Annotated in this window: 23 protein-coding genes; 11 read left to right on the forward strand and 12 right to left on the reverse strand. The window is 32.5% G+C overall.

The genetic code is table 11. The annotated features are described in order from the left end of the window. The first annotated feature begins 84 nt into the window (after positions 1–84). On the forward strand, positions 85–330 hold the full coding sequence (locus AC3IF2_RS12750; protein ID WP_489167860.1) for a GlsB/YeaQ/YmgE family stress response membrane protein: 246 nt from the start codon (positions 85–87) through the stop codon (positions 328–330). A 161-nt stretch (positions 331–491) separates the two neighbouring features. Continuing rightward, the gene (gene trpS, locus AC3IF2_RS12755; RefSeq protein WP_489167862.1) at positions 492–1,460 is read left to right on the forward strand and encodes a tryptophan--tRNA ligase; all 969 of its coding nucleotides are present in this window, start codon (positions 492–494) and stop codon (positions 1,458–1,460) included. Here trpS and AC3IF2_RS12760 read toward each other — a convergent pair. From AC3IF2_RS12760 to AC3IF2_RS12770, 3 genes are read right to left on the reverse strand one after another with little or no spacing between them, the layout of a single operon-like run. Further along, a complete protein-coding gene (locus tag AC3IF2_RS12760) occupies positions 1,457–2,494 on the reverse strand; it encodes an NADP(H)-dependent aldo-keto reductase (protein WP_489167864.1) in 1,038 nt (345 codons plus the stop codon). The genes trpS and AC3IF2_RS12760 overlap by 4 nt on opposite strands. A gap of 3 nt (positions 2,495–2,497) precedes the next feature. Next, positions 2,498–3,685, reverse strand: coding sequence for a phosphoglycerate kinase (locus AC3IF2_RS12765; RefSeq protein WP_489167866.1), 1,188 nt, complete (start codon positions 3,683–3,685; stop codon positions 2,498–2,500). A gap of 39 nt (positions 3,686–3,724) precedes the next feature. Next, positions 3,725–6,046: a M28 family peptidase gene (locus tag AC3IF2_RS12770; protein WP_489167868.1), complete on the reverse strand. Its 2,322-nt coding sequence runs from the start codon at positions 6,044–6,046 to the stop codon at positions 3,725–3,727. A 122-nt stretch (positions 6,047–6,168) separates the two neighbouring features. Here AC3IF2_RS12770 and AC3IF2_RS12775 point away from each other — a divergent pair, with 122 nt between their 5' ends. After that, entirely contained in the window at positions 6,169–6,633 is a 465-nt protein-coding gene (locus tag AC3IF2_RS12775) for a CBS domain-containing protein (RefSeq protein ID WP_489167870.1), read from the forward strand. Positions 6,634–6,671: 38 nt separating this feature from the next. Here AC3IF2_RS12775 and AC3IF2_RS12780 read toward each other — a convergent pair whose 3' ends face one another. From AC3IF2_RS12780 to AC3IF2_RS12790, 3 genes are read right to left on the reverse strand one after another with little or no spacing between them, the layout of a single operon-like run. Continuing rightward, positions 6,672–7,001 carry a potassium channel family protein gene (locus AC3IF2_RS12780; protein WP_489167872.1) on the reverse strand — a complete coding sequence of 110 codons (330 nt, stop codon included), beginning with the start codon at positions 6,999–7,001 and terminating at the stop codon, positions 6,672–6,674. 15 nt (positions 7,002–7,016) lie between these two features. Further along, the gene (locus AC3IF2_RS12785; RefSeq protein ID WP_489167874.1) at positions 7,017–7,364 is read right to left on the reverse strand and encodes a hypothetical protein; all 348 of its coding nucleotides are present in this window, start codon (positions 7,362–7,364) and stop codon (positions 7,017–7,019) included. Position 7,365: 1 nt separating this feature from the next. Beyond that, positions 7,366–8,430, reverse strand: a complete 1,065-nt coding sequence (locus AC3IF2_RS12790; RefSeq protein WP_489167876.1) for a hypothetical protein — start codon at positions 8,428–8,430, stop codon at positions 7,366–7,368. Between the two features lie 191 nt (positions 8,431–8,621). On the opposite strand from AC3IF2_RS12790, the gene AC3IF2_RS12795 reads away from it, so the two are divergent. Continuing rightward, entirely contained in the window at positions 8,622–8,957 is a 336-nt protein-coding gene (locus AC3IF2_RS12795) for a single-stranded DNA-binding protein (protein WP_489167877.1), read from the forward strand. A gap of 73 nt (positions 8,958–9,030) precedes the next feature. Here AC3IF2_RS12795 and AC3IF2_RS12800 read toward each other — a convergent pair whose 3' ends face one another. From AC3IF2_RS12800 to metG, 4 genes are all read right to left on the reverse strand, one after another. Further along, a complete protein-coding gene (locus tag AC3IF2_RS12800; RefSeq protein WP_489167878.1) occupies positions 9,031–9,744 on the reverse strand; it encodes a YiaD family glycine zipper/OmpA-like lipoprotein in 714 nt (237 codons plus the stop codon). A 4-nt stretch (positions 9,745–9,748) separates the two neighbouring features. Further along, on the reverse strand, positions 9,749–10,219 hold the full coding sequence (locus tag AC3IF2_RS12805; protein WP_489167880.1) for a lipocalin family protein: 471 nt from the start codon (positions 10,217–10,219) through the stop codon (positions 9,749–9,751). 200 nt (positions 10,220–10,419) lie between these two features. Continuing rightward, positions 10,420–12,537, reverse strand: a complete 2,118-nt coding sequence (locus AC3IF2_RS12810) for a Tex family protein (protein WP_489167881.1) — start codon at positions 12,535–12,537, stop codon at positions 10,420–10,422. Between the two features lies 1 nt (position 12,538). Beyond that, positions 12,539–14,593, reverse strand: coding sequence for a methionine--tRNA ligase (metG, locus tag AC3IF2_RS12815; RefSeq protein WP_489167884.1), 2,055 nt, complete (start codon positions 14,591–14,593; stop codon positions 12,539–12,541). 246 nt (positions 14,594–14,839) lie between these two features. Between metG and AC3IF2_RS12820 the strand changes: the two genes are divergently transcribed. The 3 genes from AC3IF2_RS12820 to AC3IF2_RS12830 all read left to right on the forward strand — a co-directional run bounded on the left by AC3IF2_RS12820 (position 14,840) and on the right by AC3IF2_RS12830 (position 18,046). Next, complete coding sequence (locus AC3IF2_RS12820) at positions 14,840–15,856, forward strand: S66 peptidase family protein (protein WP_489167885.1); 1,017 nt, start codon at positions 14,840–14,842, stop codon at positions 15,854–15,856. After that, entirely contained in the window at positions 15,856–16,215 is a 360-nt protein-coding gene (locus tag AC3IF2_RS12825) for a YraN family protein (RefSeq protein ID WP_489167887.1), read from the forward strand. The genes AC3IF2_RS12820 and AC3IF2_RS12825 overlap by 1 nt, the downstream gene beginning before the upstream one ends. 151 nt (positions 16,216–16,366) lie before the next feature. Then, positions 16,367–18,046 carry a tetratricopeptide repeat protein gene (locus AC3IF2_RS12830; RefSeq protein WP_489167889.1) on the forward strand — a complete coding sequence of 560 codons (1,680 nt, stop codon included), beginning with the start codon at positions 16,367–16,369 and terminating at the stop codon, positions 18,044–18,046. Between the two features lies 1 nt (position 18,047). Here AC3IF2_RS12830 and AC3IF2_RS12835 read toward each other — a convergent pair whose 3' ends face one another. Beyond that, complete coding sequence (locus AC3IF2_RS12835; RefSeq protein WP_489167891.1) at positions 18,048–19,391, reverse strand: thioredoxin-like domain-containing protein; 1,344 nt, start codon at positions 19,389–19,391, stop codon at positions 18,048–18,050. 76 nt (positions 19,392–19,467) lie between these two features. Between AC3IF2_RS12835 and AC3IF2_RS12840 the strand changes: the two genes are divergently transcribed. The 4 genes from AC3IF2_RS12840 to AC3IF2_RS12855 all read left to right on the forward strand — a co-directional run bounded on the left by AC3IF2_RS12840 (position 19,468) and on the right by AC3IF2_RS12855 (position 23,590). Then, positions 19,468–20,262: an SDR family oxidoreductase gene (locus tag AC3IF2_RS12840; RefSeq protein WP_489167892.1), complete on the forward strand. Its 795-nt coding sequence runs from the start codon at positions 19,468–19,470 to the stop codon at positions 20,260–20,262. A 67-nt stretch (positions 20,263–20,329) separates the two neighbouring features. Then, a complete protein-coding gene (locus tag AC3IF2_RS12845) occupies positions 20,330–21,538 on the forward strand; it encodes an acyl-CoA dehydrogenase family protein (protein ID WP_489167894.1) in 1,209 nt (402 codons plus the stop codon). After that, positions 21,539–22,609: a phosphotransferase family protein gene (locus tag AC3IF2_RS12850; RefSeq protein ID WP_489167895.1), complete on the forward strand. Its 1,071-nt coding sequence runs from the start codon at positions 21,539–21,541 to the stop codon at positions 22,607–22,609. An 87-nt stretch (positions 22,610–22,696) separates the two neighbouring features. After that, entirely contained in the window at positions 22,697–23,590 is an 894-nt protein-coding gene (locus AC3IF2_RS12855; protein WP_489167897.1) for a 3-hydroxyacyl-CoA dehydrogenase, read from the forward strand. A gap of 18 nt (positions 23,591–23,608) precedes the next feature. Here AC3IF2_RS12855 and AC3IF2_RS12860 read toward each other — a convergent pair whose 3' ends face one another. Continuing rightward, positions 23,609–24,046 carry a hypothetical protein gene (locus tag AC3IF2_RS12860; protein ID WP_489167898.1) on the reverse strand — a complete coding sequence of 146 codons (438 nt, stop codon included), beginning with the start codon at positions 24,044–24,046 and terminating at the stop codon, positions 23,609–23,611. Between the last annotated feature and the right edge of the window lie 26 nt (positions 24,047–24,072).

Below are 24,072 nucleotides of genomic sequence, written 5' to 3' on the forward strand. Positions count from 1 at the left end.
CTAATGAGTGAATTTGAGTAAAAAAGCACGAAATAAAAAAAATGATTAACTTTAACTTTATTAATCAATTAAATCAATTCAATTATGGAAGGAATTTTATATTCTATTATCATTGGTGGTGTAGCTGGATGGCTCGCTGGAAAATTAATGAAAGGCGGGGGATTTGGCCTTTTAATGAACATTATATTAGGTATTATTGGAGGTGCGGTTGGTAACTGGCTCTTAAATAATTTAGGTGTGTCGCTCGTAGATGGTGTTGTTGGTGATTTGTTACGCAGTGTGATTGGCGCTGGCCTCGTTTTATTTGTAGCTGGGTTTTTCAAGAAGTGATGTTAGTTTAATAAATTTATAAAGCGACCAACGGTCGCTTTTTTTATGCCTTTAAATATGTATTTTTGCGATCAAACTTGTCATTGCGAAGCTTTGAAGAAGCTGTGGCAATCTCTTTAAAAGATTCCTTCGTTTTTACTCGGAATGACAAAAACTTTATTATGGCAAGAATACTTACAGGTGTACAAAGTACAGGAACTCCACACCTAGGAAATTTATTAGGTGCAATCATACCGGCAATAGAAATGGCAAATGACCCTAAAAATGAGTCATTTCTTTTTATTGCAGATATGCATACGCTTACTCAAATTAAGGATGGTAAAATTGTTAAACAGAATACATATAGTACCGCAGCGACATGGTTGGCATTTGGGTTAGACATTAATAAAACTGTATTCTATCGTCAAAGTGATATACCAGAAGTGACTGAACTGTCATGGTATTTAAGTTGTTTTTATCCATATCAGCGATTAACCCTAGCGCATAGTTTTAAAGATAAAGCGGATCGTCTAGAAGATGTAAATGCGGGGCTGTTTACGTATCCAATGTTGATGGCGGCTGATATTTTATTATATGATGCTGATATTGTACCTGTTGGTAAAGATCAGGCACAGCATTTAGAAATGACACGAGACGTAGCAAGTAGAATTAACCATCAGGTAGGAGATATACTTGTGCCACCAGCTACTAAAGTGCAAGAAGAAACCATGTTAGTTCCAGGTACGGACGGTGAAAAGATGAGTAAGTCACGTGATAATGTGATTAACTTGTTTTTAGATGATAAGAAGCTGCGTAAGCAGATCATGAAAATTCAAACAGATAGTACACCTTTAGAGGAACCTAAAAACCCAGATATTTGTAATTTATTCGCTTTGTATAAATTAGCAGCAAATGAGGAGCAAATTGCTGAAATGCGTGCGAATTACCTTGGTGGAAATTATGGATACGGTCATGCTAAGCAAGCCTTTTTTGAATTACTAATCACCAAGTTTGCTAAAGAACGTGAGTTATATCATCATTACATGAATAATTTAAATGAAGTTGATGATGCTTTAGCAATTGGAGCTGAAAAAGCAAGAACTGTAGCTCAAGAAGTTTTAGAAAGAGTTCGTAAAAAATTAGGGTATTAAGCAGCCGGATTAGGCATTACAGCATGCACTGCATTTATTTCATCAATTATTTTTTGAGATAATTTTACGTTGATACTATCAATATTTTCTTTTAACTGACTCATTTTAGTGGCACCGATAATATTGCTTGTTACGAATGGTAATTGATTTACAAAAGCCAATGATAATTGAGCTAGCGTTAACCCATTTTTTTCTGCAATCTCTTTGTAAGCCAAAACGGCTTTTTCTGATTCTTTACTACTATAACGATTGTAATTTGGAAATAAAGTTACACGTGCGTCACTTGGCATGTTGCCGTTTAAATATTTGCCAGATAGAACCCCAAATGCCAATGGTGAGTAGGGAATAAGACCAATATTTTCGCGCAAACAGATTTCAGAAAGATTGGTTTCAAAACTTCTATGCAATAATGAATATGAGTTTTGTAAAGTAATCATTCTTGGTAATCCTTTTTGTTTAGATTCTTCAAGATACCGCATAACTCCCCAAGCTGATTCGTTAGAAAGACCGACATGTCTAATCTTACCAGCCTTCATGTGTTCTTCTAGCGACTCTAATATTTCTGCAAAATTATCTTGCCATTGTGTCTCTTGATGATATGGATAATCTCTAACACCAAAACAATTTACAGGCCTTTCGGGCCAATGTAATTGATACAGGTCAATATAATCTGTTTGTAAACGTTTTAAACTACCTTCAATAGCCTCTGCAATTGCTTCTTTTGAAAAACCAGTATTTCTAATATGTGCAGTATATGGTCCTGGACCAGCAATTTTGCTAGCTAAAATTACTTTATCACGATTACCACTCTTTTTAAACCAACTACCAATAATTTTTTCTGTCGATCCGTAAGTTTCTGCTTTAGCAGGAATGGAATACAATTCAGCTGTATCAAAAAAATTAACACCTTTCTCAAAAGCATAATCCATTTGTTCATGACCTTCTGCTTCGGTATTTTGCTGACCCCAAGTCATGGTGCCAAGGCATATTTTACTGACTTTTATATTTGTATGTGGTAGTGCGGTGTATTTCATTTCTTAATTTAAAATAGCTTCAATTCCTGGCAAGGTTTTTCCTTCTAACATTTCTAACATAGCACCACCTCCGGTAGATACATAACTTACTTTGTTTTCAAAACCAAATTGCTTTACGGCGGCTACTGAATCACCTCCACCTACTAATGAAAATGTTCCTTCGGAAGTAGCATCTGCAATGGCATTACCTAATTCAATTGTTCCTTTTGCGAATTTTTTCATTTCAAAAACCCCAAGAGGTCCATTCCATAAAATGGTTTTAGAATCAGCAATAACAAATGAAAAACCAACGTTCGTTTTCGGACCAACATCTAAGCCCATCCAACCATTAGGGATCTCATTTGCAGGAAAAATTTGAGTGTTTGCATCCTCATTAAAGGCATCTGCAGCAACAACATCAATTGGCAAATGGATTCTCGTATTCTTTTGTTTCGCTAAATTCAGAATATCTTGAGCAAGTTCTAATTTATCATCTTCAACCAAGGAATTACCTACTTTACCTCCTTTTACTTTTATAAAAGTAAAAGCCATACCACCACCAATGATAATATTATCTACTTTGTCTAAAATATTTTCGATAACATCTATTTTAGAAGAAACTTTAGCACCACCAATAACAGCAGTTACAGGTTTTTCACTATCGTTCAGTACTTTTTTAATACTTTCTATTTCTTTTGCCAAGAGATAGCCGAAGCATTTTTTATCGTTAAAGAATTGAGCAATAACTGCCGTTGAAGCATGTGCTCTATGTGCTGTACCAAAAGCGTCGTTTACATAAATATCACCAAGCTTAGATAGCTGTTCTGCAAAATCAACATCACCGGCTTTTTCCTCTCCGTGAAAACGTAAATTTTCTAGCAAAAGCACTTCACCACACTGTAATTCACTAGCAGCTTTTTCGGCAGCCTCACCTACGCAATCATTAGAAAATTTAATTTGAACACCAATAACTTCACTTACCTTGTTTGCTACATGTTTTAATGAGAATTTATTTTCTACACCTTTTGGGCGCCCCAAATGAGACATTAGAATACAGCTACCGCCATCCTCCAAAATTTTAATAATAGTTGATTTAGCAGCCTGAATTCGAGTGTCATCAGTAACTTGAAATTCATCATTTAATGGCACATTAAAATCTACACGAATCAATGCTTTCTTATCTTTAAAATTAAAATTATCTACTGTTATCATTCCTAAATTTTTAAGAAGACCAAAGATACTAGTTATGACTTATTTTTTACCGAACTCAATTTGTTTTTTTATAATGGTGGCATCATTAATTACAAATGGCATTGGCATCATAATTTCTGAACGAGGTTTCACATTGAAATTCGAATTATTTAAGAGGTCATAAGCGACTTCATAGATAATTAATTTTGGGGTTTGCTCCTTTGGTGTTGAAAATTGAATTTTTAAAATAGAATCTTTAGGAGTAAAATAGCAAGAAAGAATTTTTTTATAATTTTTAGTGTTATAAACAAAGTCTTTATCTTTTTTGTTTTCAAGATTAAAATTATTGATAGTTAATGACTTAACAATAAAATCATTTTCGGCTAATATTTCAATACGATTTACTTTACGTTGAGGTTTAATAGAAAAATCGATCGATCTTAATTCACCAGAAATGGTATCTTTATCTATACTTATTTTTGGTTCTAAAATTGGTTTAACATCAGCTTTTTTATGAAGTTTTATACCTATACTGTATTTACTACTTGTAGTGTTAGAATCATAACCTCCTTTTACAGGATTGTCTCCTAAAAATTGTTTAGTATACTCATCTACAGAATTGTTATAGCTCGCCCAATAGGCTTCATTTTTATCGACATCTAAAACATAGTTAATACTATTTGGTTTTTTTCTATCTACTGTATAAGATGATTGAAAAGATGCAGTAATAAATAAAATTACTGAAAGCAGTAAAAACAAACGCCCTAACTTTATCTTTTGGTAATTAGAAAATATAGGAATTAACAATCCGAATAATAATACAATAAACGTAGTGCTAACCACTAAGATCTTTAAACCTAATCCGACTGGAAACATTTGAATCATTGGCACAAAAATTAGGATAATAGGTATTGATAAGATTGTTACCCATAATAATTTGCTTTGTTCCGAAGATTTAGAAAATAAAAGTACTGCCAAACAGATAACTCCAAACAATCCTGCTGTTATAAAATAAGCTGCCCCTTTAAGATATAACGCAACTGCTATATTAATGGTAACCCATAGTATGATAGGAGCAATTAATAAGTTAGAGGAATTATATTTTTTGAAATATTTTTTATAAGTAATAAAGCAAATAGCTAAGGCTAATGCAGAAAATGCGGCAATATATAAATGTCCGTTATACGTAAATCCGTGTTGAATATCATTGTATTGAGGGTGAATTGTTTTTAAGAACTCCCAGCCATACTTGGCCAATAATCCTGAAATGATTAAAGATAATAGTAGTGGAATGAATCCTTTAAAAATTTCAGTTCTTTTTAATTTTCCTTGAGACAATCCGAAAAATAATAATCCTAAGAAGAGAAGTATAGAAACAATTAGCATGGGTATAATCCATGCAAAAGGATAATATACCATTCCGATAAATGGGAAATTAAAATAGACATAGTCTACATCTGATTTAAGGTTTGACAGATCTGCACCAGCAAAATAATGCAATAAAGGCATTAAATAAGTACCTTGATGTTGTAATGTATTTTTATCGAGTCGCTCAACTCTATCTTGGGCTGTATGGTAATCGAAATGATCATCTATAAATGCAAAATTAAATCCGTCTATATTACCTTTTTCTCTAAAAACAGTTAGATCAGTATCATTAGGGAGCATTTTGTAAATGCTATACATTAATGATGTTGCAACAGGATATTTAGATTTTGCTTTTTGAAATTGCTGAATTAAATCTTTGTTACCACCATTCGTTTCCATGAGCATATAACTGGGGCCGCCACTACCACGTGCCTCAAAATTTAAAACCAATCCAACATCTTTTGCCCAAAGATGATTCTTTACAAAAGCATGAGCACCGAGTAATCCTAATTCTTCACCATCCGAAATAAGAATGATAATATCATTTTTTGGTTGTTTTTCTGAAGCAATGTAAGCTCTTAAACCTTCTAAAATTGTTACAATTCCACTGCCAGCATCACTTGCTCCAATAGCAGAATGAGGATCTGAATCATAATGCGATAAGAGTAGCAATGCTTTACCAGATCCCTTACCTTTAATTCTAGCTAGTATATTTTGCACATTAGTACCTTCTCGCCACTTTTTCTCTATAATAAGTTGTTCTTGAATTTCGGTTTGTAGCCCTAGTTTTTCAAGCTCAGAAACGATATAATTTTGAACTTTTTTATGATTTTCTGAACCAACATAGTGTGGCTTTTTAGAAAGTTTTTTTAACTGAATCATGGCTCTTTCAGTAGAAAATTCTGTTAACGGAGCAGATGCATCAGAAATTTTTTGAGGCATTAACGAATAAAAACTAAAATAGATAGAGGCAACTAAGATTAGAAAAGAAATAGCCAGCGCATATTTTTTCATTGTATAGATTTAGAGTTGGTTAAAAGTAGCTAAAAAAAGAGGAAATCTAAACTTGTTAAGCGCTTAGCAATCTTAACTTTAAGAAATATTGTCTATATTTAAAATTATAAATTTTTATTGTTATGGGTATTAAAAGTTTTCAAGGAAGAAGAAGTCAGCCAAAAAAAGCGGAATTAAAACCAGCTTTAGTTTCTGATTACATGACAAAAAAACTAATTACATTTAGACCAGATCAATCTGTATCTGATGTGATGCAAACTTTAATAAAAAATAAAATTTCTGGCGGACCGGTGGTAAATGAAAAAAATGAACTCTTAGGTATTATTTCTGAGGGCGATTGTATTAAACAGATTTCAGACAGCAGATATTATAACATGCCTATGGAAAATGATACGGTTGATAAGCATATGGTAAAAAATGTAGAAACCATAGATGGCAATTTAAATGTTTTTGATGCCGCAAAACAATTTATTGATTCTAAACGTAGACGTTTCCCGATAGTAGAAAATGGTAAGTTGGTAGGGCAAATAAGTCAAAAAGATATTCTAATTGCTGCATTAGAACAAAAAGGACAGAACTGGAAATAGCCCTGTTTTTATATAACTAACATAACCTAGTAAACATATCATTTCTTTTTACCAGATAATAATTCATTGTTAGATCGTACCGAATTATAATGATTGTAGATGGTATTTATAAAACTTAAAATAATACCAATACCAATAATTATATAGAAGATAGTAAATATCTTGCCCCCGTTTGTTTGAGGTGAAAAATCACCATAACCAATTGTGGTTAATGTTATTATTGAAAAATAAATAGCATCTAACCAATTCCAACCCTCTAGATAATGATAAGCTACAGAACCTATAGCTATTACTATTGAAGTAGTAATTAAGAGGTCGCGGTATTCTTTTTCTTTTAAAAATGATATGATTGTTCTAAAGAATAGCATGTTTTTATTTTAAGATTAATCTCTTTTAATTAATAAATAATATTCATTTTCTAAGGCTAAATAACCTTGATCGTATACATAATAATAAGTGTTACCAGTTTTGGTTGTGTAAATTGAAGTAAAAAAACGAAAGTCAAAACCTTTATCATATAATTTATTTCTACTCACTTTTGTTTTGCCAGTTTTATTTAATTCAGAAAGCACTTTGTAATTTTTGCGTAAGCGATTGTTTATGTTTCTAATTAAGTTTTTACTTTCTTTATTGACCTTATTATTAAAGGTATTTCGGCAATAATCTGAGCAGAATTTTTTATCTATTCTACCAACGACTTTTTCGCCACACTCTAAACATTTTTTATTCATTTCATTGGTATAATTCTATTTCAATATTATCTATAAAAACAGAAGATTCAATTTTGGTATTTAGATATAATCGCACCCTAATTTTACTAGTCTCCAGGGGTAAGCAAATAGCAGATGTTTCAAAATCCTCATATAACATTGTTCCAGAGTTATTGTTAATTAAATTATAGTAAAGCGCAAAAAATTCATCACTCTTATCATAAAGATCTACTATTAGAAAGAAATCACCTTCGGTCAAATTTTTAGTAATCACATCAGCTCTTACTGTTATGTTAGCACAAAGATCAAATTCTGAAACACTAAAATCTTTATACCAATAAGCATAAGCATAAGATGTAGCATCAGCTTTTGAAGAAATACCTATAGATGATGGGCTAGAAAGTGCATTATCATTATCAATAAAGAAGGTATATCTACCAGAGTTGTTAGGGTCATTTACTACTCTAGTTTCCCAGTTTTTCAGTGGATTTTCGAAATTTTCATTATATAGATTTTCTGAAAATATTTTTTCACTAGCCCATTCAGGCATTTGTATTCTAGAATCAAGTAATTGATCTAAGTAATAATTTCTCTGATCTAGCTGATATTTATTATATGTTCTGTAATTATTACAAAAATCACTACTGCACATTATAGATTTAGGAGATCCATTAGGATAATAATCACTAAAATGCTGTTTACCTAAAAGCGCATGACCAAACTCATGATAAAGTAAATTTTCTTTTTGTATATCACTCCAGCGACCCCAGCAATTTTCTGAATCAATAATTTCAACTCTATCAACCCCACTTCCATTAAAATTATTCCAACCATACCCACAGAATCTTTGATCGTTTTGACCAGTAATTCTGTCTACAAAAACAACTGTAATATTTCTGCTTTTTAGGTTTAAACCCCTTACTTCCATTTCATTTAAAAAGTTATTTAAATAAGGTTTAAACTCTTCATCGACATTATGTATTCCTTGAGGCTCGACAGGATTGTCCAAGATTGGTGTATTAGTATCATCCCCACTAGTACAAGAAAAAATGAAGATTAATAAAAAACAAATGGAAATGTTCTTCATCACAGATTACTGTTTATAGAAATATAAAGATAATAAAAATTCTAAATTGACAACAATTGATTACATTCATTTACAATCGAAAGCAAACGTTTAACAACCGAATAATATTTTAAATCTATAACATTTTTGCATCGTTGAATTGAACAAACGATATTCAATAGGCTTAACTGTTAAACAATAAAATTTAAATTATGAACACACTTAGAAACAAAGTACAGTTGATTGGTAACTTAGGAAACAACCCAGAAATTTTAACATTGGATTCTGGTAAAAAATTAGCAAAATTCTCTATTGCTACAAACGATAGTTACAAAAATGCTAAAGGAGAAAAAGTAACAGACACACAGTGGCATAATGTAGTGGCTTGGAACAAAACTGCAGAAATTATCGAGAAATATGTGGTAAAAGGAAATGAAGTTGCTATTGAAGGCAAATTAACTTCTCGAAGTTATGAAGATAAGAATGGAGACAAAAAATATATAACTGAAGTAGTTTGTAATGAGCTATTGATGCTAGGTGGGAAATAGTTATTTTGAAAAAGAACTAAAAAAAGAGCGACCAATTGGTCGCTCTTTTTTAATCCCCTTTTTATTTTTTAGATTAATTACCTGCTTCTTTTTTAGCATCGTTAATCATTTTATCACTAGCTAGAATAACAATATTCACTCTTCTATTTTTTGCTCTACCAGAAGCTGTGCTATTATCTGCCATTGGTTTGTCTTCACCAAACCAGTTTACATTTAATCTAGAACCGCTAATACCACTATTATTTCTAAAGTAATTAGATACTGCATTAGCTCTATTTTTAGAAAGTGTCATATTATAACTCCCATCACCCGTACTATCTGTATGACCAACAACTAGTAACTTAGTGTCATTATATTCTTTAAAAACACCTGCCAATTTATTAAGCGTTTGTTGAGAGGCATTATTAACAGTGTATTTATTCGTGTCAAAATAAATACCACCGCCTTTATTCTCATCAAATGTTACCACAATGGCTTCGTCTATACGCTCTACTTCTGCACCAGGCACTTCATTTTCAATTTTTTGTGCTTGCTTGTCCATTTTACGACCGATCAATACACCAGCAGCTCCACCTACAACACCACCAATTACAGCTCCTAATTCACCATTACCACCTTTACCAACATTGTTACCAATAATAGCTCCGATAACGGCACCACCAGCAGCTCCAATAACACCACCTTTTTGTGCATTATTAGCATTTTGAATGGCTTTACAATTAATCAAGCTAAATACAATAGCTAATGCTAAAGTTGTTGAAAATAGTTTTTTGCTTATTGTTTTCATAGTATTATTTTTTAGAAAAATTCATATTTATTTTAAATGGCTTGCCATCTACTGAAACGGTTTGTTGCCATTGCATTGTAGACTCAGAAAGTTGGGTTAACTGTAGTCTAAAACCTTCGTTAGTTTCTGACTTTTTCTTTTCATTAACTGGTTTTAATAAAAACCCTTGATAACCAGTAGCACCATCCACATCTTCTATTGTAAAGATGAAATTTCTAGTACCAGTTGTACATCCATCATTTGTAATAGCATATGTGCCCGAATTATTGTTTGGGATAAATTGCCAGTTACTACCTTCAAAACATTCTTTTGAAGCATCTTTTAATAACTTAACGTTATAGGTGCCAGTTTCACTGTAGGATATAGTATTTAAAATCCATTCACCTTTAATAGTTTTTTTAGATTGTTGTACTAGTTTAGAAGTACCACAAGAAAGCATTGCTAAAACAACCATGCTTAAAATTATTTTTTTCATATCGTATTAATTTTAGCGCAAGATTATTTAAAAATCTAAAGATTTTCTAAAGAGAAACATATTTTATACAGTAGTCTGATTTCTTTAGATTTACTTCAGATTTCTATATTACTTTTGACTCAAAATCAACCATTAGTATATTTAAAACTAATGTTCTAAATATAAGCCTCCTCCCGTACAATTCGGCATTGGAGGCTTTTTTATTTATGCAACTTTAACTGAATTCGCTTTCGCGGGACATCGATAGCTAAGACTTTAACTATAACTTGTTGGTGAAGGTTTACATGCTCATTTACATCTTTTACAAAAGTATCTGATAAGTTTGAAACGTGTATTAAACCACTTTCTTTGATTCCAATATCTACAAAACAACCAAAATTGGTAATATTATTTATAATACCTGGCAATAACTGACCTTCACGCAAGTCATTAATGGTTTTAATATTTTGGTCAAATGTGAATACTTTTGCTTTTTCTCTCGGGTCTAATCCTGGTTTTTCTAGCTCTTTAATTATGTCTTCTAAAGTTGGTAAGCCGATCGTTTCAGTACAATATTTTTCAAGATTTATTTTTTGAAGAATGGCTGAATTCCCGATTAAATCGGAAACAGAGATATTTTTATCCTTTGCCATTTGCTCAACAATAGGATAACTTTCTGGATGCACAGCAGAATCATCTAATGGATTCTTAGCGTTTTTAATTCGTAGAAATCCAGCTCCTTGTTCAAAAGCTTTTCCGCCTAAGCGAGTCACTTTTTTAATTGATGCTCTAGAAGTAAAAGCACCATTTATATTTCGATGATTTACAATATTTTCAGCAAGTTTTGGGCCAATGCCAGAGACATAACTCAAGAGAGGTTCACTAGCCGTGTTGATATTAACACCAACGGTATTTACACAACTTTCTACTACGGTATCTAGTGATTTCTTCAATTTGTTTTGGTCAACATCGTGCTGATATTGCCCTACACCAATAGACTTTGCATCAATTTTCACCAATTCAGCAAGCGGATCAGCTAAACGTCGGCCAATAGACACAGCGCCTCGAACGGTTACATCATAATTAGGGAATTCATCACGAGCAATTTTGGAAGCTGAATAAATAGATGCACCAGCTTCACTCACTACAAATACCTGGACCTCGTTTTTAAAGTGAATTCTTTTAACTAAATGTTCAGTTTCTCTTGAAGCTGTTCCATTTCCGATGGCAATCGCTTCAATTTTATAGGCATCAACTAAAGAACTAATTTTTTTTATAGCTCCTTTCTGATCATTTTTTGGAGGATGCGGAAAGATGGTTTCATTATAAACTAATCCGCCTTGTGCATCTAAACAAACCACTTTACAGCCAGTTCTAAATCCTGGATCTATAGCTAAAATTCGTTTTTCACCCAAAGGAGAACCTAACAATAATTGCTTTAGGTTTTTAGCAAAAACAGTAATGGCCGCTTCATCAGCTTTTTCTTTTGCAATAGACAAGGCTTCATTTGATAAAGCTGGGAATAACAAGCGCTTATAAGCATCTTCTATTGCTATCTGAATCTGTTTAGAACATTCGTTATTTGATCTGATAATTCTATCTTCAATCTTTGTTAAAGCTCTTTCATTATCAATCTCAATTTTTACACGAATAAACCCTTCGTTTTCTGCTCGTAGAATAGCTAATAAGCGATGTGATGGAATTCTATTTAGTGACTCATTCCAGTCAAAATAGTCTTTAAATTTTTGAGCTTTTTCGTCATTTATTTTCGATTTGATCGCTTTTGTAGATATGGTTGCAAAACGTTCTAAATGATAGCGAATATTATTTCGAATATCTGTTCGTTCGTTAATCCATTCTGCAATAATATAACGAGCTCCTTGTAAAGCGTCTTCAACAGATATAACTTCTCCTTTTACATATCTAAAAGCGATAGACTCAATATCATTCGCGTTTTGAGCCATAATAATTTTTGCCAAAGGCTCTAAACCATTGTTACGAGCTGTTTCAGCTTTGGTCTTACGTTTCTTTTTATAAGGTAAGTAGAGGTCTTCTAAAGATGTAAGATCAGAACATTTGCTAATATTTTGCTTAAGCTCATCAGTTAGAACGTCTTGTTCTTCCAATGCTTTTAAAATGGCTTCTTTACGTTTTTCAAGAGCTTCAAATTGTTCTTTGTATTTAACAATGTCACCAATCTGTACTTCATCTAAATTGCCTGTTCTCTCTTTTCTATATCGAGCAATAAACGGAATAGTACAATCTTCATTTAATAATTCAATGGTATTTTGAATTGATTTTTCAGGGAAATTGGTTTTGGAGATTATAAATTGAATCATTCTAACTTACTTGCTCCCCATTAGTAACAGCTCTTTCAGCCTCTACAAAAGCTAGTTTTCCATCTGGTGTATCAGTCATTAGAATCATACCCTGACTTTCTACTCCTCTAATTTTTCTAGGAACTAAATTACATAATACAGTTACTTGCTGCCCAATAATTTCTTCAGGTGAAAAGCTTTCGGCTATACCAGAAACAATAGTGCGTGTATCTATACCTACATCTACTTTTAATTGAAGTAACTTTTTAGTTTTGGCAACTTTTTCGGCTTCTAAGATCGTACCTACACGAATATCTAATTTGGTAAAATCGTCAAATTCGATGGTGTCTTTTTGTGGTTCTACAGTTTTTGCTGCCTGCTCATTCGCTTTTTTAGAAGCTTCTAGCTTGTCTAATTGTTTTTGAATCTCAGCATCTTCAATTTTTGTAAAAAGTAATTCTGCTTTACCAATTTGGTGATTAGAAGCAATTAACTCTCTATTTTCGGAAACACCTGACCAACTCAATCTATTTTCTAAGTTTAGAATAGATTTTAATTTCTTGGATGTAAATGGTAAAAAAGGTTCAGATAAAACAGCTAAGCCAGATGCAATTTGTAGTGCAATACTCATGATGGTTTTTACGCGTTCTTCATCTTCTTTAATTACTTTCCAAGGTTCTTCATCAGCCAAATATTTATTTCCTAAACGTGCGAGATTCATTAATTCATTTAATGCTTCTCTAAAACGATAGCGTTCTATGGATTTAGAAATAATTTGAGGATATTTTCTAAGCTGTTCTAATGTTTTATCATCAACTTGAGAAAACTCATTTGCTGCAGGCACAACACCATTGTAATATTTATTGGTTAATACTACTACACGATTGATAAAATTTCCAAAAATAGCAACCAATTCATTGTTATTTCTAGCTTGAAAATCTTTCCAGGTAAAGTCATTATCTTTAGTTTCAGGTGCATTTGCTGTTAAGGTGTAACGTAATACATCTTGCTTATCTGGAAATTCTTCTAAATATTCATGTAACCAAACAGCCCAGTTTTTAGATGTAGATAATTTATTTCCTTCTAGGTTTAAAAACTCATTGGCAGGCACATTATCGGGTAACACATAAGTACCATCTGCCTTTAACATACTTGGGAAGATAATACAATGAAACACAATATTATCCTTACCAATAAAGTGTAATAATTTGGTGTCTTTATCTTTCCAATAAGGTTTCCAATCTTTGCCTTCTCGCTCCGCCCATTCTTTGGTTGCTGAGATATAACCAATAGGCGCATCAAACCATACATACAATACTTTGCCTTCTCCACCCTCTACCGGAACAGGAATTCCCCAATCTAAATCACGCGTAACTGCTCTGGGTTTTAATCCGTCATCTATCCAAGACTTGCATTGCCCGTATACATTTGGTTTCCAATCATTTTTATGACCTTCTAAAATCCATTCTTTTAAAAATCCTTCATATTGATCTAAAGGTAAAAACCAATGCTTGGTTTCTTTTAATGAAGGAACATTCCCTGTAATAGCAGATTTTGGATTAATTAAATCTGTAGCATTATGACTGGTACCACAGTTTTCACATTGATCACCATAACTTTCTTCAAATCCGCATTTAGGGCAAGTTCCCACTACAAAGCGATCTGCTAAAAATTGATCTGCTTCGGCATCATATAATTGTTGATTGGTTTCTTCTACAAACTGCCCATTTTCATACATTTTTTTAAAGAGTTCAGAAGCAGTTTCATGATGCACTTTTGCTGAAGTACGCGAATAATTATCGAACGATATCCCGAAATCTTCAAATGACTTTTTAATAATACCATGGTACTTGTCAATAATTTCTTTAGGTGATACACCTTCCTTTTTAGCACGCATAGGTATAGCAACACCATGTTCATCACTTCCACAGATGTAGATAACATCTTTTCCGGTTAACCGTAAATAACGTGCATAAATATCTGCAGGCACATAAACCCCAGCTAAATGCCCAATATGTATAGGGCCATTAGTATATGGTAACGCAGCTGTAATGGTATATCTTTTCGGTGTTGTCATATTCAAAAATTGTAAGGGCAAAAGTAAGAAAAAGGTGCTACACCAAATGAGTTTTGAAATGGTAATAAAGAAATTGGAATATTTTTTTGATAGTCTAGGCAATTTTTTTTCAGCATAGCATTAGCTACGGTTAAATTTTTTAACGAAGAATAGCGAAAAAGAAGTGATTTATTACAGCTGTTTTAATACTTATTTGGTGTTAAGTGCGTTTATAGATAAAAATGTATTTTTACAAAAAGTAGCATAATGATGAAACTCAAATTTTATAGAATTTTTTTCATTGTAATGCTTGTGTTTAACCTAACACTTTGCTTTTCGCAAAGTAGAAAAGCAAAAATTATTAATTCGCCGCTTATGCAAGCTCCATATTTACAAAAAGGTGACACTGTGATGATCTTGGCTACAGCTGGAATTGTTTCTGATTCTACCTTTATAGATAACGGAATTGAACTTCTAAAAAGTTGGGGATTAAATGCCAAGCTTGGCAAAAATTTATTCAAGTCTAACGGGCATTTTGCAGGTACAGATGAAGAACGTGTAGAAGATTTTCAAAATGCACTAGACGATCCTTCAATTAAGGCAATTTGGTGCGCGCGAGGCGGATATGGAACTGTTCGTATTGTAGATCAGTTAAATTTTTCTAATTATGAAAAGAACCCGAAATGGATAGTTGGTTTTTCTGATGTTACAGTTTTACACAATGCAATTCATAATAGAGGAGGAGAATCATTACATGCATTGATGCCATCTACATTAAAGTTGGGTAATGAAGAGCAACAGGCATCTCAAGAATCATTACGAAAAGCGTTGTTTGGTGAAGAAATCGAATATGAATTTGAAAGTTCAAAATTCAATAAAAAAGGAAAAGCTAAAGGACAATTAATAGGAGGAAATCTTTCCATTTTATATAGTGTTTTAGGTTCTGAAACTTCATTAAAAACAGATGGCAAGATCTTGTTTGTTGAAGATTTAGGTGAATACGCATATCACATAGACAGAATGATGCGTAACTTAAAGCGAAACGGATATTTCGACAATTGTTATGGTTTACTGGTTGGCGGAATTACTAATGTTCGTGAGAATGATGTTGAGTTTGGTAAACCCGTAGAGCAAATAATTTTGGATGTAGTAGAAGAATATGATTTTCCAGTAGTTTTTGATTTCCCTGCTGGGCATATTCGTGATAATAGAGCTTTGATTCTAGGTAGAGAAATCTCTTTAAAAGTCCGTGAAAATAAAACCATTGTTAAGTTTAAGAATTAGTGGCGCAACACAACGAACTTGGTAAAAAAGGCGAAGAGTTAGCTTTAAAACATTTAGAAAGTAAAGGCTATACTATTTTAGATAAAAATTGGCGCTATCAAAAAGCAGAAGTAGATATTATTGCGAAAAAAGAAAATATATTGGCTGTTGTAGAAGTAAAAACACGTTCTACAACAGATTTTGGCAATCCACAAGATTTTGTAAACCCTAAAAAAATAAAATTGCTAGTTTCTGCAATTGATGAATATGTAATATCTAAAGACTTAGATGTAGATGTTCGCTTTGATATTATAGCAATTGTAAAAGAGAGTAGCAATTTCTCTATTGAGCACTTAGAAGATGCTTTTTTGCATTTTTGACTCAGAGTGTCACCCTGAACTTGTTTCAGGGTCTCATTATCTAAAACTAATTCAGTTTATGGTTCCTAATACACGTAATTAATAACTAAGTACACATTTTACCTTTCGCAAACCTTATTTATTTGTAAATTTAGGGCTAAACTAGCTGAAAATGAGACTATTTAAAATCCCTTCCGTTTTTGCTGCACTTATTATTTTATTGACTGTAGCTTGTAAAAAAGATAAACCTAAACCTTTTCCTGAGTTAGCTTCTCTTGATTTATTGAGAGGAGAACTCTTATTGTGTGATACAGAAGAATTTGGAGAAGTAGATTTCTCACTTTCCTGCAACTATGAAACGCGTGCTACATTCGATTTAGCATTGTCACTATTACATTCTTTCGAATATGCTGAAGCAGAAAAAGCTTTTGTAAAGGTAATTGATGCAGATCCAAATTGTGCAATGGCCTATTGGGGAGTATCAATGAGCATTTTCCATTCTCTTTGGATGCAATCTGATTTAAGCTACCTAGAAAAAGGAAAAAAACTATTAGAAATAGCAAAGAAATTACCAACTTCTGGTAAAGAAAAAGATTATATAGATGCAATAAGTATATTTTATAAGGATTGGGATACGAAAGACTTAGCAACCAGAAAATTATTGTATGAAAAAAAAATGGAAGAACTTTACAATAAATACAAAGATGATACTGAAGCAGCTGTGTTTTATGCATTGGCAATTCGTGCTGCTGCTGATCCAAAAGATAAAGAATATGTAAAACAAAAAAAATCTGGAAAAATACTCGAAGATCTTTTTATTAAACAGCCTAATCATCCAGGGATAGCACACTATATAATTCATAACTATGACTATCCTGAACTCGCAGAAAAAGCATTAAAAACGGCAAGGCGTTATGCTATCATAGCTCCAGCTTCAGCGCATGCTCAACATATGCCTTCTCATATTTTCACAAGACTAGGGCTTTGGCAAGAATCTATTGATACCAATATAAATTCAGCCTCGTCTGCTATTTGTTATGCAGAGAGTGTAAATCCAGACGCAAATTGGGCAGCAGAGATACATGCGGTTGATTATTTAGTATATGCTCATTTACAAATGGGTAACAATCAAAAAGCAACAGAATATTTAAATGAAATGCAAGCCGTAAAAGATGTTTTCCCTAAAAATGATTTTGCTGCCACTTATGCATTGACTGCAATGCCTGTAAGGATGGTTTTGGAAAATAAAAACTGGAAAGCTGCTTCAAATCTTAAATTCCCATCAATAAATTTTCCATGGGAAAAATTACACTGGCAAACAGCGATGTTACATTTTGGTAAATCATTAGGCTATTCTCATGTAGGAGATGTAAAATCCGCAGAAACTGAATTGCAAACATTACAAGCGTTACATAAGAACTTGTTGGAGGCAAAGGAAATTTATAAAGCCGATCAGGTTGAAGTTCAAGTAAATGCAGCACATGCTTGGGTTGAATTAGCAAAAGGAAATAACGATGAAGCACTTAGATTAATGAAGAAAGCAGCTGACTTAGAAAGTAAAACTAGTAAGCACCCAGTAACACCAGGAGAAGTGTTACCAGCTGATGAACTTTTAGGTGATATATTATTAGCTTTAAATAAACCAAAAGAAGCTTTAGATGCTTATGAAGTTAATTTAAAAGGACACCCTAATAGATTTAATGGTTTGTATGGAGCAGCCATTGCCTCACAAAAGACTAACAATAGAGAAAAAGCTGAAAAATATTATAAAGCGTTACTCGACCTTGCAAAAGGGGTTAATAGCAATAGGCCTGAACTAAAAGAAGCCGAAAAGTATTTACAGAGTATTTAACTTATTCAGATTCACTATAAAAAACTTTTAATTTTTTCACATCATCTGGTTTAGCCAAAATCTTCTTTTTTGAATCTAAAAAGTAAAAAGAAGGTGTAGCATTAACTCCATATTCGTTGGCAAAACGATTTTTCCATTTGTCTTTGCCATAAACGTGTGTCCAATTTGGGTATTTAGCAATTTCTTTTTGCCAGTTTGTGGTACTTTGCTCATCTTCCAGCCCAACTGCTACCACATGAATTGTAGGCTTATCTTTTAAATACTCTTTTAGTTGAGGTAATTCTTTTAAACAATGTGAGCAGCCAGAACTCCAAAACAGCACCAAATAATTAGTTGAACCATATAATTTATGCAATGTTTTTTGTTCGCCATTTTCATCCCATAAAATATTGGGTGCTATATTGCCGATAGCTGTTCGTAATTGCCCTTTTACATCATTAATAAATGAAGCATCTTGCAGTTCTTTCGGTAATTGTAAATAATGATTAATAATATAATTGGTCATTACCACATCTTGTTGCTGTGCAAAATTGTATAATAAACTTTCCTGTACATCCTTAGAGAACGCCGTGTTTGTCTTAATTTTTTCTAATACTTGATCTACGGCTACTTTTCGCAGTTTTGTTTGTGTTTCCGAGTCATCGGTACTATTCAGATAAAAGATAAAATCATTGATCTTATCATGTTTAAATGTAGAATTTTCTAACTCAGTACTATTAAAATCTATATTGTCGAAAAAATGTTCTTGTGTAGTTTTTAAATAATCTGATGGTAGCTTAATTAATGTATCGTTATTATATCTGGCACTCGCTTTTATAAAATGGTATGCTAATTTGCCTTTTGCTATATTTTCAAAATGACTTTGAATGGTCTTAAGCCGATCGTATTTTTTTTTATACAAAATAGAAATAGCACCGTTTGCATCTGGCTTAAAATAATCTACTTGCAACGAGTCTAACTGTTGTTGAGGCTTCGTAATTGCCCTAAGATAATTGTAGTATAACTTGTTGTTTTTAGATTTGGAAAACTGTACCAGATTATTAGGATGTTTCGGATGAAAGTTGAATTCGATATCTTCCTTATCATAAATTACATCTACAAATAATTGGTTTTGATTATCATATACCAATCTATAAACTCCACTAGTTGCATTTTTAGGAACTGTTATTTGAAACTTTCCATCTTTTATAGAATCATAAGCCACAAAATCTTGCTTAGAACCTTGTAATTTGTACAATAGCATCCAAGGATAATTTTCAGCTGGGTGCATTTCACCCTTAATAGTGTGTTGTGCATTACTAAGAAATGCTGTGAAAACAAAAAGACAGAATAAATTTTTAATCATAGTTACAGATTTACAAAAACCGAACCAAAAATACAGTTTTAAATCAATTAAGTACATTTGTTTAAAATCGAATTTTATGAGTTTTAAAGACAAAGTTGTTTGGTTAACCGGAGCTTCTTCGGGTATAGGTAAAGCAACCGCGTTAGAGTTGTCAAATCAAGGTGCAAAGGTGATTATTTCTTCACGAAATATTGAGAAGCTAGAAGAGGTTCGACTATTGTGTAAACATCCTGATAAAACAAAGATTTTACAAGTTGACCTTGACGATTATAAAAAATTAGATAAACTGGTAAAAGAAGCAATTTCCCTTTTTGGAGAAATTGATGTTTTAATAAATAACGGGGGTATCAGTCAACGATCTTTAGCTATTGATACAGGAATAACCATCGACATACGCATTTTTAAAACTAACTACTTTGGCACTGTGGCTTTAACCAAAGCACTGTTACCGTATTTTGTTGCCAGAAAAGAAGGACAAATTGTGGTAGTGACTTCTGTAGTTGGTAAGTTAGGAACACCGCTACGATCTAGTTATGCAGCATCAAAGCATGCATTGCATGGTTTTTTTGATAGTTTGCGTGCAGAAGTTCATAAAGATAATATTGCCATCACTTTAGTATGCCCTGGTTATGTAAACACGAATGTTTCTATGAATGCCTTAACTGAAGACGGTACGCCGCAAAATAGTATGGATAAAAAAACCGCCAATGGTTTAGCACCAGATTATTTCGCTAAAAAAATGCTAAAAGCTATTGACAGAAAGAAACAAGAAGTTGTTATTGGTGGATTTTTAGAAAAACTATCTGTATATGTAAAACGGTTCTTCCCGAGATTGTTGTCAACTATGATTCGTAAGCTGGCTGTGACATAGATTACAACTAGTTTTTAGAGATTCCTTTTCGTTATATTTGTAATCCTCACTTTTAAAATTATCGATTATGAATATATTTTCTTCTAAGAAATTAGAGCAATTTTTACCTAAGGTTAAAACTATTTTAGAAGAAAACTTATTCCCGTTAGAACAAAAATATTTGCACTTACCATTCAGTAAGGTTGAACCAGAATTAGCAAAAATTCGCACACTAGTTAAAGAAAGAGGTTTGTGGAATCCACATTTATCAGAACCCCACGGAGGGTTAGGTTTCAATCTTGTTGAGTTTGGTCAAATAAGTGAATTATTAGGTCAATCGCCTTACGGACATTATTGTTTTAATTGTAATGCGCCAGATATTGGCAATCAAGAATTGTTATTAGGCTATGCTTCAGACCATATTAAAGAAACTTATTTAAAACCCTTGTTAAAAGGTAAGACTAGAAGTTGTTTCTCAATGACTGAACCAGATTTTGCAGGTTCTAATCCTGTCAATATGGGTACCACCGCAGTTAAAGAAGGTAATAATTATATTATTAATGGCACCAAATGGTTTACTACTTCTGCTGATGGAGCATCTTTTGCGATTGTAATGGCAAATACAAATATAGACGCTGAAAATAAATACCAAAAAGCGAGCATGATCGTGGTGCCGGCTGATACCGAAGGTTTTCACTTAAAACGGAATATCTCCATTATGGGTGAAACTAATGACACCTATTTTAGCCATGCAGAAATCGAATATAAAAAATGTAAAGTACCAATTACAAACCTAATTGGTAACGAAGGAGATGGTTTTTTATTAGCTCAACAGCGCTTAGGACCTGGGAGAATCCATCATTGTATGCGTTGGATTGGTATTTGCGAACGCGCTTTTGATATGATGTGTTCTAGAGCAGCAACTAGAGACTTAGGAAATGGTACTATGTTAGGCGACAAACAAACCATTCAAAATTGGATTGCCGAGAGCAGAGCAGAAATAAATGCTTCAAGATGCATGGTGTTGCATACTGCTCAAAAAATAGATAAAGTTGGTACCAAAGCTACACGATTAGAAATTTCTACTATTAAGTTCTATGTTGCCAATGTTCTAATGAAAGTGCTAGATAGAGCAATTCAAGTGCATGGCGCTTTAGGAATTACAGACGATACCATTTTATCGTTCTGGTATCGACATGAGCGAGGCGCTAGAATTTATGATGGCCCAGACGAAGTCCACAAATCTACATTAGCTAGACAGATTTTAAAGGATTACGGATTAAACACAAAAAAGTAGATGAGCAATACTATCGATAAGGCTACTGAAATCCGTAAAGGTGAAGAACTCGATATAGCAAAACTAAGTGCTTATTTAAAAGAAAAACTATCTGGTTTTAAAGAAAGCATCAACGTAAAGCAGTTTCCAGGAGGTTTCTCTAATCTTACCTATTTAATTACCTCTGGTTCTAGCGAATATGTGTTGCGTAAACCACCTTTTGGTGCCAATATAAAATCTGCTCATGATATGAGCAGAGAGTTTAATGTATTGAGTTTATTAGAGCCTGTTTATGCTAAAATTCCAAAACCAATTGTTTATTGTGAAGACGATTCAGTTTTAGGATCATCTTTTTACTTAATGGAACGTGTAAAAGGAATGATCTTAAGAAACCGAATACCTAAAGGATTAGATTTAACTCCGAACCATTTTCAGAAACTATCAAATCAAACTATTGAAAATTTAGTTGATCTACATGATCTTGAATTAGAAAAATCTAATTTAATTTCTTTAGGAAAACCAGAAGGTTATGTACAACGGCAAGTAGAAGGCTGGACGAAACGTTATTTTAAAGCTGAAGCGGATGAAATAAAATCGATGAATGAGGCGGTAGAATGGATGCAAAATAATATGCCTGAACATGAAGGAACTTCTTTTATTCACAATGATTATAAGTATGATAATTTAGTTCTAGATGCTGATTCATTACAAATTAAAGCTGTTTTAGACTGGGAAATGGCTACCGTTGGTAACCCTTTAATGGATTTAGGAACTTCATTAGCCTATTGGGTAGAAGCAAAAGATCACCCCGCTTTGCAAGCATATAATTTAACATGGCCTGAAGGTAATTTAACGCGACAAGAAGTTATTGAAAAATATGCTGAAATGAGAAGCATCAAAGTAGAGGATATTTTATTTTATTATGTGTTCGGATGCTTTAAACTAGGTGTGATTGCTCAGCAAATTTATGCTCGCTATAAGAAAGGATTTACCAAAGACGAACGTTTTGCAATGCTAATACATATTGTGAAGGCATGTGGGAGTAATGCTAAAAATGCTATTAAATTTAATCGAATCAATAATTTTTATTAAACATTTGTCATTCCTGTAAAGGCAGGAATCTTTTTTTTGAATTTTCTGGATTCCGCATCAAGTGCGGAATGACAAAAAAATATAGATATGAAGGAATTAAAGGATATTAGAAACATACTCGTTTTAGGTAGCGGTACTTTAGGGCTACGCATAGCGTTAGCAAATGCCTTAAATGGTTATAAAGTAATAGTATATGATATACGGGAAGAAGCCTTTGAACAGGCAAAAAAAATACAGTTAGACTTAATAAAATTTTTGATTAAGAATGAGACTATAACTAAAGAACAATCAGAAAAAGCATTAGCAAATCAAACATTTACAACAGATGCTAAACTAGCAGCTAAAAATGCAAATTTAGTTAGTGAATCTGTAACTGAAGATTTAGAATTAAAGAAAAAAGTATGGGCTCAATTTGGTGAATTATGCCCAAGTGATACTATTTTTACTACCAATACTTCATCATTATTGCCATCACTCTTCGCAGAAGAAACAGGCCGACCACATTTATTTTGCGCCTTGCATTTTCACGATGTTTTTTATGCCAATGTGGTAGATATAATGCCGAATCCTAAAACTGAGTCGTGGATTATTCCACTTTTAAAAGAATATGGCGAAAGTATTCAGCAAACACCAGTGATTATTAAAAGAGAAAATCCTGGATATATTTTTAATGCAATGTTAATTTCACTAATTGGAGCAGCTGGAGCACTAGTAACTTTTGATGTTGCTAGTATAGAAGATGTAGATCGTTCTTGGATGGGTAATTTTAAAATGCCAATGGGGCCATTTGGCATTTTAGACGAAATAGGTTTAGATACTGCTTGGCATGTTGTACATGTGTTTAAAGACGAAAAAAGTAAACGATTCTCTAAGCTTTTAAAAGAATATACAGATAGAGGAGAGCTAGGGAAGAAGGTCGGTAAAGGTTTTTATTCGTATCCAAATCCTAGATTTCAAGAAGAAGATTTTGTAAAAGGGTAAATCTTGAAAAAACCCTAATTAACCTTTCATTAAATTTTGATTTTTTTTCACCTGATCTAAATAAACCTTACCTATATTAAAATTTTGTATTGACCAATTTTCATTTAAATTGTGAAGCAAAAAAAGAATATTAAAAGATTTGTTAGCATATTTAACTAAACAAATAACTTCTTTTTTTTGAGGACTTAGAATTTGTGTATTAACTATTTTATAATCTATAAAATCACCTGATTTACTAAGAATCTTTTTTAATTCTTCTGTAGTTTCTTTTTTCTTATAATGATTTGCGTTTTTAAGATTTGAAGCTTCTGTATATAATTTTTCTACTGTCTTTACAGGAGCATCTTTAAAAGAATCAAAGAAACTGTCTAAGGTCTTATCATTTTCTTTTTGCGCATAGCAAGTTATAGAACCTAAAACTAGAAAACTTGCTATTATCAATATCTTGAGTTTCATTTTTTTATTGATAAAGTTATTATTAA

The organism is Maritimimonas rapanae, assembly GCF_057837205.1.